Annotated in this window: 10 protein-coding genes; 1 reads left to right on the top strand and 9 read right to left on the bottom strand. The window is 65.6% G+C overall.

The features are described from left to right. Positions 1 to 288, top strand: a 288-nt coding sequence (locus JYJ84_RS16675; protein ID WP_205189294.1) for a formate dehydrogenase accessory sulfurtransferase FdhD, incomplete at its 5' end; no start/stop codon positions are given. Positions 289 to 339: 51 nt separating this feature from the next. On the opposite strand, the gene JYJ84_RS16670 is transcribed toward JYJ84_RS16675, so the two are convergent. The 9 genes from JYJ84_RS16670 to JYJ84_RS16630 form a co-directional block, all read right to left on the bottom strand. Further along, entirely contained in the window at positions 340 to 1107 is a 768-nt protein-coding gene (locus tag JYJ84_RS16670; protein ID WP_175221644.1) for an enoyl-CoA hydratase, read from the bottom strand. A gap of 91 nt (positions 1108 to 1198) precedes the next feature. Continuing rightward, positions 1199 to 2398 carry an acetyl-CoA C-acyltransferase gene (locus JYJ84_RS16665; RefSeq protein ID WP_175221643.1) on the bottom strand — a complete coding sequence of 400 codons (1200 nt, stop codon included), beginning with the start codon at positions 2396 to 2398 and terminating at the stop codon, positions 1199 to 1201. 27 nt (positions 2399 to 2425) lie between these two features. Then, a complete protein-coding gene (locus JYJ84_RS16660; RefSeq protein ID WP_174955580.1) occupies positions 2426 to 4861 on the bottom strand; it encodes a 3-hydroxyacyl-CoA dehydrogenase/enoyl-CoA hydratase family protein in 2436 nt (811 codons plus the stop codon). 113 nt (positions 4862 to 4974) lie between these two features. Then, positions 4975 to 6762, bottom strand: coding sequence for an acyl-CoA dehydrogenase C-terminal domain-containing protein (locus JYJ84_RS16655; RefSeq protein WP_122946239.1), 1788 nt, complete (start codon positions 6760 to 6762; stop codon positions 4975 to 4977). Positions 6763 to 6820: 58 nt separating this feature from the next. Continuing rightward, positions 6821 to 7420 carry a TetR/AcrR family transcriptional regulator gene (locus JYJ84_RS16650; RefSeq protein ID WP_006751498.1) on the bottom strand — a complete coding sequence of 200 codons (600 nt, stop codon included), beginning with the start codon at positions 7418 to 7420 and terminating at the stop codon, positions 6821 to 6823. Between the two features lie 200 nt (positions 7421 to 7620). After that, on the bottom strand, positions 7621 to 8895 hold the full coding sequence (clsB, locus tag JYJ84_RS16645) for a cardiolipin synthase ClsB (RefSeq protein WP_122946240.1): 1275 nt from the start codon (positions 8893 to 8895) through the stop codon (positions 7621 to 7623). Further along, positions 8892 to 9386: a dihydroneopterin triphosphate diphosphatase gene (gene nudB, locus JYJ84_RS16640; protein WP_174955584.1), complete on the bottom strand. Its 495-nt coding sequence runs from the start codon at positions 9384 to 9386 to the stop codon at positions 8892 to 8894. The genes clsB and nudB overlap by 4 nt, the downstream gene beginning before the upstream one ends. Before the next feature lie 159 nt (positions 9387 to 9545). Then, complete coding sequence (aspS, locus tag JYJ84_RS16635) at positions 9546 to 11348, bottom strand: aspartate--tRNA ligase (protein ID WP_011353156.1); 1803 nt, start codon at positions 11346 to 11348, stop codon at positions 9546 to 9548. A 67-nt stretch (positions 11349 to 11415) separates the two neighbouring features. Next, positions 11416 to 12066 (bottom strand): DUF502 domain-containing protein, encoded by a 651-nt coding sequence (locus JYJ84_RS16630; RefSeq protein ID WP_011353157.1) that lies wholly within the window; start codon positions 12064 to 12066, stop codon positions 11416 to 11418. Positions 12067 to 12090: the final 24 nt, after the last annotated feature.

The following is a 12090-nucleotide window of genomic DNA, read 5'->3' as shown; positions in this document are numbered from 1 at the left end:
GCAACAGGCGCGATCCGGATGGCGTTCGAGGACGTCGGCCGCCACAACGCGCTCGACAAGCTGATCGGCTCGCTCGTGCTGTCGCGCGCCGACACGACCGACGGCTTCGTGTTCCTGTCGAGCCGCGCGAGCTACGAGCTCGTGCGCAAGGCCGCGCGGGTCGGCATCCCGCTGGTGGCGACCATCTCCGCCCCGTCGTCGCTCGCGATCGAGATCGCGAAAGCGGCCGGCCTGCGGCTCGTCAGCTTCTGCCGCGAAACCGGCCACGTCGACTACGGCACGGCCTGAGCGCGATCGCGGGCGCGCGCCAGCGGTCGATCGCCGGCGCGGCCTGCTCCGTCAGTCGAACTGACGGAAATCCGGCTTGCGCTTCTCGAAGAACGCCGTCATCGCCTCGCGCGCTTCCGGTGCGCGCAGCATCGCGGCGAAGTGGCCCGCTTCCTCGGCCATCCGCGCCTGCGTCGCCACGCCGCCCGTATCCTTCAGCAGCGCCTTCGTCACACGCAGCGATGCCGCCGGCAGCGCCGCGAGCTTCGCCGCCTGCTTCGCCGCGAACGCGTCGAGCTCGGCCGCCGGCAGCACGCGGTTGACGATGCCGATCCGGTGCGCTTCCAGCGCGTCGAACGCCTCGCCGAGCAGCAGCTTCTCGGCTGCGACCTGATGGCCGGCCAGACGCGGCAGCAGCACGCTCGACGCGGCTTCCGGGCACAGTCCGAGCTGCGTGAACGGCAGCGAGAACGTCGCGGTGTCGGCCGCGTACACGAGATCGCAATGCAGCAGCATCGTCACGCCGACGCCGATCGCCAGGCCCGGCACCGCGGCCACGATCGGCTTGCTCGCGCTGCTGATCCGCGCAAGAAACTGGAACACCGGCGCGGTGTCGTCCTTCGGCGGCGACTTCAGGAAATCCTCGAGATCGTTCCCCGCGGTGAAGTTGCCGTCGCCACCGCGCAGCAGGATCACGCGAACCGCCTTGTCTTCCTGGGCGTCGGCGAGTGCGTCGGCCATCGTCTGGTACATCGCCGCCGTCAGCGCGTTCTTCTTCGCCGGGCGCGCGATCGTGATCGTCATCACGCCATCGGCGCGTTCCACTTGAATTTCGGCCACAACCGTCTCCTTTGACTTTCCTCTACCGGAATGAAAAAACGGTGCGCGAGCTCGTGGCCCGCGCACCGTCGTCGCTACTGTCCCGCTCCGCTTACAGGCGTTCGATGATGCCCGCGGCACCCATGCCGGTGCCGACGCACATCGTGACCATCCCGTACTTCAGGTTGCGGCGGCGCAGCCCGTGCACGACGGTCGCCGCGCGGATCGCGCCGGTCGCGCCGAGCGGGTGGCCGAGCGCAATCGCGCCGCCCATCGGGTTGACCTTCGACGGGTCGAGGCCGAGATCGCGCATCACCGCCAGCGATTGCGCGGCGAACGCTTCGTTCAGCTCGATCCAGTCGAGATCGTCCTGCTTCAGGCCGGCAGCCTTCAGCGCGGCCGGAATCGCTTCCTTCGGGCCGATGCCCATGATTTCCGGCGGCACGCCACGCACCGCGAAGCTCACGAAGCGCGCGAGCGGCGTCAGGTTGAATTCCTTCAGCACCTTCTCCGACACGACGATCAGCGCGCCTGCGCCGTCCGACGTCTGCGAGCTGTTGCCGGCCGTGACCGAGCCCTTGTTCGCGAACACCGTGCGCAGCTTCGCGAGGCCTTCGATCGACGTATCCGCACGCGGACCTTCGTCGAGCGCGATCTCGCGCGTCTTCACGTCGACTTCACCGGTCGCGAGGTTCGGGAAACGCTCGGTGATCGTGTACGCGGCGATCTCGTCGTTGAACTCGCCGGCCTGCTGCGCGGCAAGCGCCTTGCGGTGCGATTCGACCGAGAACGCGTCCTGGTCTTCGCGGCTCACCTTCCACTGCTCGGCGACGCGCTCGGCCGTCAGGCCCATCCCGTACGCGATGCCGAAGTCTTCGTTGCGATCGAAGATGTGCGGCGACATCGACGGCTTGTTGCCCATCATCGGCACCATGCTCATCGATTCGCAGCCACCCGCGAAGATCGCGTCCGATTCGCCGACGCGGATACGGTCGGCCGCCATTGCCAGCGCCGTGATGCCCGACGCGCAGAAGCGGTTGACCGTCACGCCGCCGACCGTTTGCGGCAGGCCCGCGAGCAGCGCGCCCATCCGCGCAACGTTCAGGCCCTGCTCGGCTTCCGGAATCGCACAGCCGATGATCGCGTCTTCGATCAGCTTCGTGTCGAAGCCGGGCACCTGCGCCACCGCCGACTTGATCGCGTGGACCAGCAGCTCGTCCGGGCGCGTGTTCTTGAAGACACCGCGCGGGGCCTTGCCGATCGGCGTGCGGCTGGCGGCGACGATGTATGCGTCTTGCAATTGTTTGCTCATTTGAGACTCCTTGCCTTATCCGCTCGCTCAGTTACGCACCGGCTTGCCGGTCTGCAACATGCCCATGATCCGTTCCTGCGTCTTCTGCGTGCCGAGCAGCTCGACGAACGCACGGCGCTCCAGCGCGAGCAGCCACTGCTCGTCGACCAGGCTGCCGGCTTCGACGTCGCCACCGCACACGGCTTCGGCGATACGGCTCGCGATCAGGTAGTCGTGATCGCTGATGAAGCGGCCGTCACGCATGTTGACGAGCGATGCCTTGATCGTCGCGATTGCCGAGCGGCCTGCGACCGGCACGTCCTTCGCACGCAGCGGTGCGCGGTAGCCGGTTGCGGCCAGCGCACGCGCTTCCTTCTTCGCGGTGTCGAGCAGTTCGAACACGTTGAAGATGATCGTGTCGGACGGCTTCACGTAGCCCATCGCACGGGCATCGTGCGCGGACGCCGACACCTTCGCCATCGCCGCGTTCTCGAACGACTTCGTGACGAACTTCAGGATGTCGGTGGTCGCGTTCGCGGCCGTGGCAGCATCCGCTGCGCGCAGCGCAGCTTCCTTCAGGCCGCCGCCCGCCGGCACGAGGCCGACGCCCACTTCGACGAGACCGATGTAGCTCTCGACGTGCACGACGCGCTTCGCGCTGTGCAGCATCAGCTCGCACCCGCCGCCGAGCGCGATGCCCGACACGGCTGCGACGACCGGCACGTTCGCGTACTTCACGCGCAGCATGCCTTCCTGGAACTTCTTCACGAACGGCTCGATACCCTTCGCGCCGCCCATCATGAACGCGGGCATCGCCTCTTCGAGGTTCGCGCCAGCCGAGAACGGGCCACCCGGCGTGCCGAGCTTCAGCGACGTCGGCTGCCAGATCACCACGCCCTTGTAGTCCTTCTCCGCGAGTTCGATCGCCTGCACGAGGCCGTCGATCACGCTCGGTCCGATCGTGTTCATCTTCGACTTGAACGACACGATCACGACGTCGTCTTCACCCGCACGGTCGTCGACCCACGCGCGCACTGCGTCGGTCTCGAACAGCGTCTTGCCGTACGTCTTCGGATCGGCACCGGCTTCGCCGAGCAGCGGCGCGCGGAATACCTGCTTGTCGTAGACCGCGAGGTCCGAACGCGGCACGAAGCGCTGCGCGGCCGGCGCCCACGAGCCTTCGGCCGTGTGCACGCCGCCCTTCTCAGCAACCGGGCCTTCGAGCACCCACGACGGCAGCGGCACGTTCGCGAGCGCCTTGCCTGCCGCGATGTCTTCCTGCACCCACTCGGCGACCTGCTTCCAGCCGGCGGCTTGCCAGCCTTCGAACGGGCCTTCGTTCCAGCCGAAGCCCCAGCGGATCGCGAGGTCGACGTCGCGCGCGTTGTCGGCGATCGACTCGAGATGCACGCCGATGTAGTGGAACACGTCGCGGAAGATCGACCACAGGAACTGCGCGTGCGGATGGTCCGTTTCACGCAGCAGCTTCAGGCGTTCTGCCGGCGGGCGCTTCAGGATGCGGCCGACGGTTTCGTCCGCCTTCGCGCCCGAATCCACGTAGGTGCCCGTCTTCGCGTCGAGCACCTTGATCGCCTTGCCTTCCTTCTTGTAGAAACCGCCGCCCGTCTTCTGGCCGAGCGCGCCCTGCTTCACCAGTTCGGCGAGCACGGCAGGCGTCTGGTAGACCGGGAAGAACGGATCGTCGGCGAGGTTGTCCTGCATCGTCTTGATCACGTGCGCCATCGTGTCGAGGCCGACCACGTCCGCGGTGCGGAACGTTGCCGACTTCGCGCGGCCGAGGCGGCTGCCCGTCAGGTCGTCGACTTCGTCGAAGCGCAGGCCGAACTTGGCGGCCTCGGTGATCACCGCGAGGATCGAGAAGATGCCGACGCGGTTCGCGATGAAGTTCGGCGTGTCCTTCGCGCGCACGACGCCCTTGCCGACGATGCTCGTCAGGAACGTCTCGAGCTGGTCGAGGATCTCCGGACGCGTATGCGCGGTCGGGATCAGTTCGACGAGGTGCATGTAGCGCGGCGGGTTGAAGAAGTGCACGCCGCAGAAGCGCGACTTCAACTCGTCCGAGAAACCTTCGGACAGCTTCGTGATCGACAGGCCCGACGTGTTGGTCGCGAAGATCGCGTTCGGCGCGATGTGCGGTGCGACCTTCTTGTACAGGTCGTGCTTCCAGTCCATCCGCTCGGCGATCGCTTCGATCACGACGTCGCACTCGGCGAGCTTCGCGATGTCGTCTTCGTAGTTCGCTGCTTCGAGGTACTTGGCGTCGTCCTTCACGCCGAACGGCGCGGGCGACAGCTTCTTCAGGTTCTCGATCGCCTTCAGCGCGATCGCGTTTTTCGGGCCTTCCTTGGCCGGCAGGTCGAACAGCAGCACCGGCACGCGTGCGTTGATGAGGTGCGCGGCGATCTGCGCGCCCATCACGCCGGCGCCGAGCACGGCGACCTTGCGAATCAGGAAATTGCTCACGGGATGTCTCCGGATAGTGTCGTGCAGCGCGGGAGAGGTGGGCTGCACGGCGAAGTGAGTACCAGGAACCGTTGCGTTCGGGCGGCGCGCATCGCGCCCCGCCCGGACTCGCGTCAGAACAGCGATTCGTCGACTTCCATCATCGTCTTCGAACCGGCGCGTGCGGCGCGGATCGTCGACGCCGTCTCGGGCAGCAGGCGCGCGAAGTAGAAGCGTGCGGTCGCGAGCTTCGACTTGTAGAACGGATCGCCCGACGCTTCGTTGTCGAGTGCGAGGCGCGCCATGCGCGCCCAGAAGTACGAGAACACCAGGTGGCCGACGGTGCGCAGGTACGGCACGGCGGCAGCGCCGACTTCGTCCGGGTTCTGCATCGCCTTCATGCCGATTTCCATCGTCAGCTTCTGCACCTTGTCGCCGATGTCGGCGAGCGGGTTGATGAACTCGGCCATTTCCGGCTTCACGCCTTCGGCTTCCGCGAATTCGGTCACGAGCTTGCCGAACTTCTTCAGCTTCGCGCCCATGTCGCCGAGCACCTTGCGGCCCAGCAGGTCGAGCGACTGGATCGAGTTCGTGCCTTCGTAGATCATGTTGATCCGCGCGTCGCGCACGTACTGCTCCATGCCCCACTCGGAGATGAAGCCGTGGCCGCCGTAGATCTGCATCGCGTGGTTGGTCGACTCGAACGCGTTGTCGGTCAGGAACGCCTTGATGATCGGCGTAAGCAGCGCGACGAGGTCGGCCGCTTCCTTGCGCACCGCTTCGTCAGCGTGCGACAGTTCCTTGTCGATCTGCAGCGCGGACCAGTACGTGAACGCGCGCGCGCCTTCGGCGTAGGCCTTCTGCGTGAGCAGCATGCGGCGCACGTCCGGGTGCACGATGATCGGGTCGGCCGGCTTGTCCGGTGCCTTCGGGCCCGTCAGCGAACGCATCTGCAGGCGTTCCTTCGCGTACGTGAGCGAGTTCTGGTACGCGACTTCCGTGAGGCCGAGGCCCTGCATGCCGACGCCGAGGCGCGCGGCATTCATCATCACGAACATCGCGTTCAAGCCCTTGTTCGGCTCGCCGACCATCCAGCCCTTCGCGCCGTCGAGGTTCATCACGCACGTCGAGTTGCCGTGGATGCCCATCTTGTGTTCGATCGAGCCGCACTTGATGCCGTTGCGCTCGCCCGGCTCGCCCGCTGCGTCGGGGATGAACTTCGGCACGATGAACAGCGAGATCCCCTTGGTGCCCTGCGGCGCTTCCGGCAGGCGCGCGAGCACGAGGTGGACGATGTTCTTCGACATGTCGTGCTCGCCGCTCGAGATGAAGATCTTCGTGCCGCTGATCGAGTACGAGCCGTCGCCGTTGGGTTCGGCCTTGGTGCGCAGGATGCCGAGGTCGGTGCCGCAGTGCGGCTCGGTCAGACACATCGTGCCGGTCCATTCGCCCGACACGAGCTTCGGCAGGTAGCGCTGCTGCAGTTCCGGCGCGCCGTGTGCGTGCAGGCACTCGTAGGCGCCGTGCGACAGGCCCGGATACATCGTCCATGCCTGGTTCGCCGAGTTCAGCATTTCGTAGAGCGCGTTGTTCACGAACGCCGGCAGGCCCTGGCCGCCGTAGTCCGGATCGCAGCCGAGTGCCGGCCAGCCGGCCTCGACGTACTGCTGGTAGGCTTCCTTGAAGCCGGTCGGGGTCTTCACGACGCCGTCGCCTTCATACGTGCAGCCTTCGCGATCGCCGACCTGGTTCAGCGGGAACAGTACCTCGGAGCAGAACTTGCCCGCTTCCTCGAGGACCTGGTTGATCGTGTCGGCGTCGAGGTCCGCATGCTTGGGCATTTGCTTGACTTCGGCTTCGACGTTCAGAAGCTCGTGCAACACGAATTGCATGTCGCGCAGCGGCGCGGCGTACTGTCCCATGACTCTCTCCAAAGGTGGGCAAAACGGCTCGAGCTCCTGGCGGGCGGATCACGCGCCGCTAACGGCTCTCGCTCTGATACGAAACAATCGTCTTTTCCAGCGCGGCCCACGTGAGGCGCACGGCGTCCGGCGAATGCAGGAAGCGTGCGTCGTGATGCAGGCCGAGCGTGAAGCTGTACAACTCGAAGAGCATCAGGTCCGGATCCGTATCCGCACGCAGATGGCCTTCTTCCTTCGCTTGCGAAATGGCACGCAGCATCGCGGCACGCCAGGCCGTCACGCTTGCGATCAACTGCTCGCGCACGGGGCTGTCAGGCCGGTCGTCGTACTCGACTGCACCGCTGATGTAGATGCATCCCGTCGTCACCTCCTGGATGCGCTTCTCCGTCCAGCGGGCCAGCATCGCCCGAAGGCGCGGCAAGCCTCGCGGCTCGCGCAGGCTCGGAAAGAACACCTCGTTTTCGAAACGATGGTGATACTCGCGGACGACCTCGACCTGCAGGTCCTCACGCGATCCGAAGTGCGCGAACACACCGCTCTTGCTCATCTGCATGCGCTCGGCCAGCAGGCCGATCGTCAGCCCCTCCAGCCCATCACGGCTGGCGAGGTCCAAAGCAGCTTCAAGTATCGCGGCACGCGTCTGTTCGCCTTTTCGCATAGCTATTTCTGTAACCGTTCGGGGGTTCGAATAAAATCGAACGGCCGTACTATTATTGAGTGCGGCCGCTCGCGAAACAAGGAAATTATTAGAAACCGGTGTCTAACCGAGCCGCTATTTTGCGCGATTCCGGCGGGACCGGAGCGGCTTTTCCGCACGAACGTGCGGACAGATTTTTTGAAGCGAACGCTTAGTCTTCGTCAGTCGTAACCGCCGACCGTCAGCGCCTTCATCACGACGCGATACGCCGTATAGGCGAGCCAGTTCAGCATGCGCTCGATGCGCGGGCGCGCGGCGAATCGTGCGGGGTCGATTTCCCGACCGTCGGCGAACGCGGCCGCAATCGCGTCGCGCAGTTCGTTCGTGACTGCATCGTAGCGCACCAGCACGACATTCGCCTCATTGTTCAACATCAGGCTCAATGCGTCCAGGTTCGACGAGCCGACCGTCGCCCAATTGTCGTCGATCACGGCCACCTTGCCGTGCAGCATCGTCTTGTCGTATTCGGCCACGCGCACGCCTGCGCGCAGCAGCGTGTGATAGAGGAACGGCACGGCCGTATCGAGTGCCGCGAATTCCTTGCGGCCGATCAGGATCCGCACGTCGACACCGCGCCGCGCCGCGCCCGTCAGCGCACGGCGCAGCTTGCGCCCCGGCATGAAGTACGGATTGGCGAGCAGGATCCGCTGGCGTGCCTGGCCGATCGCCGCGAGATACGTCTTCTCGATCGCGCGGCGGTTCACGACGTTGTCGCGCGCGACGAACGCGACGCTCGGCTCCGTCACGACCCGCAGCGCGCCGGCCTTGATCCAGCGGTGGCTGCGCATCCAGCGCCGGAACATCTCGGGAAACGCTTCGCCACCATGCAGCCCGGCCGCGTATTGCGCATACGGCTTGTGGCCGAACATGATCCGGTGCCACTGCAGTTCGAACGCGGCGCGCACGTCGGACACCGCGGGCCCCGCCATCTCGACCGCGAAATCCCAGCGCGGAAACGGCAGCCTCGCGCCGCCCTGCGCGTAGTCGTCGATGATGTTGATGCCGCCGCAGAACGCGACCGCGTGATCGATCACCGCGAGCTTGCGATGCGTGCGCGAGAAGCCGAAGCGGCCGAACAGGAAGCGGTTGTAGATGCAGTGCTCGACGCCGGCTGCCACCCACGTGTCGAACAGCGGCAGGCGTGCGGTGCCGATGCCGTCGGTGATCACGCGCACACGCACGCCGCGCTGCGCCGCGCGGATCAGCGCGTCCGACACCGGCCGGCCGGCCGCGTCGTCACAGAAGATGTAGGTTTCGAGCATCACCTGCTCGCGGGCGGCATCGATCCGTTCGATCAGTGCCCCGAAGAATGCCCCGCCGCCCTCGCACAGCCGCACGGTGTTGCCCGACGTGAAGGCGAGCCGCGACGCGGAACCGCGTTCCTGCAGGAACATCTGCCGCAATTGCGCGAAGCGCTTGCGGGCTTCCGCCGTCATGCCGACGAGCCGTGCGGCGCGCGCGACAGTGCCACGCGCGCGGGCAGTTGCAGGATCGCTTCGGCGTTCGACGGCGAGAAGCAGCGCGCGGCCGCTTCACGGAACGGCAGCCATGCATGGTCGACATGCTCGCGCGGCGACAGCGTCACGTCGACCCGATACGGCACGCACAGGCCGAACCAGTGCTCGACGTTACGCGTGACGCCCGGTGCATAGCGGTGCAGGTATTGCGGATAGATCGTGTATTCGATCCGGTGGCGCCAGTCGACGAGCGCGCTGGCCGGCACGTCCGGCGTGCCGATCGCGATGCCGGTTTCCTCGGCCACTTCGCGCGCGGCGGTGACCGCGAGCGGCTCGTCGAGCGCGTCCTTCGAGCCGGTCACCGATTGCCAGAAATCGGGCTGGTCGGCACGCTTGATCACAAGCACATCGAGGTCGGGCGTGTAGATCACGACAAGAACGGATTCGGGGATTTTCGGCGGCTTCGTCATCGTTGTTTCATGCGGCACGGGGCCGCGCGCCGGGCAAATGCTCCGAACGGGCGGCAAGTGCTGCGACTGTACCGCAAAAAACGAAAAAGGCGCATCGCTGCGCCTTTTTCATGTGCGTCGTGTGCGCGTGAACGCACACACGACCGGGTACGAAGTGCGTTACGCCTTCGGCTGTTCCGGCTGACGCAGACGGATGTGCAGTTCGCGCAGCTGACGCTCGTCGACCGGGCTCGGTGCTTGCGTGAGCAGATCCTGCGCACGCTGCGTCTTCGGGAACGCGATCACGTCGCGGATCGAATCGGCGCCGGCCATCATCGTGACGATGCGGTCGAGACCGAAGGCGATACCGCCGTGCGGCGGCGCGCCGTACTGCAGTGCGTCCAGCAGGAAGCCGAACTTCAGTTGCGCTTCTTCCGCACCGATCTTCAGCGCGCGGAACACCTTGCTCTGCACTTCCTCGCGGTGGATACGCACCGAGCCGCCGCCGATTTCCCAGCCGTTCAGCACCATGTCGTACGCCTTCGCGAGGCATCGGCCCGGGTCGGTCTCGAGGTACTCGAGGTGCTCGTCCTTCGGGCTCGTGAACGGGTGGTGAGCCGCGACGTAGCGCGCGTCTTCGTCGTCGTATTCGAACATCGGGAAGTCGACGACCCACAGCGGCTTCCAGCCGGCATGGACGAGGCCGTTCGCCTTGCCGAATTCCGAATGGCCGATCTTCAGGCGCAGTGCGCCGAGGCTGTCGTTGACGACCTTCGCGCGGTCGGCCGCGAAGAAGATGATGTCGCCGTCTTCCGCGCCGGTGCGCTCGAGGATCGCCGCGATCGATGCGTCGTGCAGGTTCTTGACGATCGGGCTCTGCAGGCCGTCACGGCCCTTCGCCTTCTCGTTGACCTTGATCCAGGCGAGGCCCTTCGCGCCGTAGATGCGCACGAATTCGGTGTAGCCGTCGATGTCGCCACGCGACAGCTCGCTGCCCTTCGGCACGCGCAGTGCCGCGACACGGCCGTCCTTCGCGTTGGCCGGCGTGCTGAACACCTTGAAGTCGACGTCCTTCATCGCGTCGGTCAGCTCGGTGAATTCGAGCTGCACGCGCAGGTCCGGCTTGTCCGAACCAAAACGCGCCATCGCTTCCGAGTACGGCATCACCGGGAAGGTCGCGTCGAGTTCGACGTCGATCGTCGTCTTGAAGATGTGACGGATCATGTCTTCGAACAGGTCACGGATTTCCTGCTCGCCGAGGAACGACGTTTCGCAGTCGATCTGCGTGAATTCCGGCTGACGGTCGGCGCGGAGGTCTTCGTCGCGGAAGCACTTGGTGATCTGGTAGTAACGGTCGAAGTTCGCGACCATCAGCAACTGCTTGAACAGCTGCGGCGACTGCGGCAGCGCGAAGAACTGGCCCGCGTTCGTGCGCGACGGCACGAGGTAGTCGCGCGCGCCTTCCGGCGTGCTCTTCGTCAGCATCGGCGTTTCGATGTCGATGAAGCCCTGCTCGTCGAGGTACTTGCGCGCTTCGATCGCGACGCGGTAGCGCAGGCGCAGGTTGTGCTGCATCTGCGGACGGCGCAGGTCGAGCACGCGATGCGTGAGGCGCGTCGTTTCCGACAGGTTGTCGTCGTCGAGCTGGAACGGCGGCGTGACCGATGCGTTCAGCACGTTCAGTTCGTGGCACAGCACTTCGATCTTGCCGCTCTTCAGGCCGGCGTTGACCGTGCCTTCCGGACGGTTGCGCACGAGGCCCTTGATCTGCACGCAGAACTCGTTGCGCACGCCTTCGGCGGTCGCGAACATTTCCGCGCGATCCGGGTCGCACACCACCTGCACGAGGCCTTCACGATCGCGCAGGTCGATGAAGATCACACCGCCGTGATCGCGGCGGCGCTGCACCCAGCCGCACAGCGACACGGTTTGGCCCAGCAGGTGTTCGGTCACGAGACCGCAGTATTCAGTACGCATCGACATGATGTTTGCTTTCGTTCGGTTTGATCAACGGGCGCCGCAACGCGCGGCCCGGGCGATGATTCTTTACTTACAGCGGCGGCTCGACGGGGCGGCGTGCCGGCGCCGGAGCCGGCGCCGGGGGCGCCACCACGCCCATCGAGACGATGTACTTGAGCGCGGCATCGACCGACATGTCGAGTTCGATGACTTCACTCTTCGGCAGCATCAGGAAGAAGCCCGACGTCGGGTTCGGCGTCGTCGGGATATAGACGCTCACGTATTCTTCCGTCAGATGATTGAGCACGTCGCCGCCCGGCGTACCGGTCAGAAACGCGATCGTATACGAGCCGCGACGCGGGTATTCGATCAGCAGCGCCTTGCGGAACGCGTTGCCGCTGCTCGACAGCAGCGTGTCCGACACCTGCTTGACGCTCGTGTAGATCGGCCCGACGACCGGGATGTGACGCACCACGGCGTTCCACCACGTGACGAGCTTCTGGCCGATGAAGTTCCGCGTGGCCAGCCCGACGACGAAGATGAACGCGAGCGTCAGCACCGCGCCGATCCCCGGCAGATGGAAGCCGAGCATCCGCTCGGGCTGCCACGATTCGGGCAGCAGGAGCAGCGTCTGGTCCATCGTGCCGATGATGAGACCGAGCACCCACAGCGTGATCGCGAGCGGGACGAGAACCAGCAGGCCGGTCAGAAACACCGATTTCAGGGTCGTCTTTTTCATCATCTGCCGTCAATGAACCGCGCCGGC

This window comes from Burkholderia sp. LMG 13014, assembly GCF_905232215.1.
GTDB lineage: Bacteria > Pseudomonadota > Gammaproteobacteria > Burkholderiales > Burkholderiaceae > Burkholderia.
This window is presented reverse-complemented; position numbering and strand designations above follow the sequence as displayed.

Bases quoted from the DNA above. Each gene is read 5' to 3' on its own strand.
- JYJ84_RS16665 (WP_175221643.1), bottom strand. From the start codon at position 2,398: ATGAGCAAACAATTGCAAGACGCATACATCGTCGCCGCCAGCCGCACG.
- JYJ84_RS16655 (WP_122946239.1), bottom strand. From the start codon at position 6,762: ATGGGACAGTACGCCGCGCCGCTGCGCGACATGCAATTCGTGTTGCAC.
- JYJ84_RS16650 (WP_006751498.1), bottom strand. From the start codon at position 7,420: ATGCGAAAAGGCGAACAGACGCGTGCCGCGATACTTGAAGCTGCTTTG.
- clsB (WP_122946240.1), bottom strand. From the start codon at position 8,895: ATGACGGCGGAAGCCCGCAAGCGCTTCGCGCAATTGCGGCAGATGTTC.
- nudB (WP_174955584.1), bottom strand. From the start codon at position 9,386: ATGACGAAGCCGCCGAAAATCCCCGAATCCGTTCTTGTCGTGATCTAC.
- aspS (WP_011353156.1), bottom strand. From the start codon at position 11,348: ATGTCGATGCGTACTGAATACTGCGGTCTCGTGACCGAACACCTGCTG.
- JYJ84_RS16630 (WP_011353157.1), bottom strand. From the start codon at position 12,066: ATGATGAAAAAGACGACCCTGAAATCGGTGTTTCTGACCGGCCTGCTG.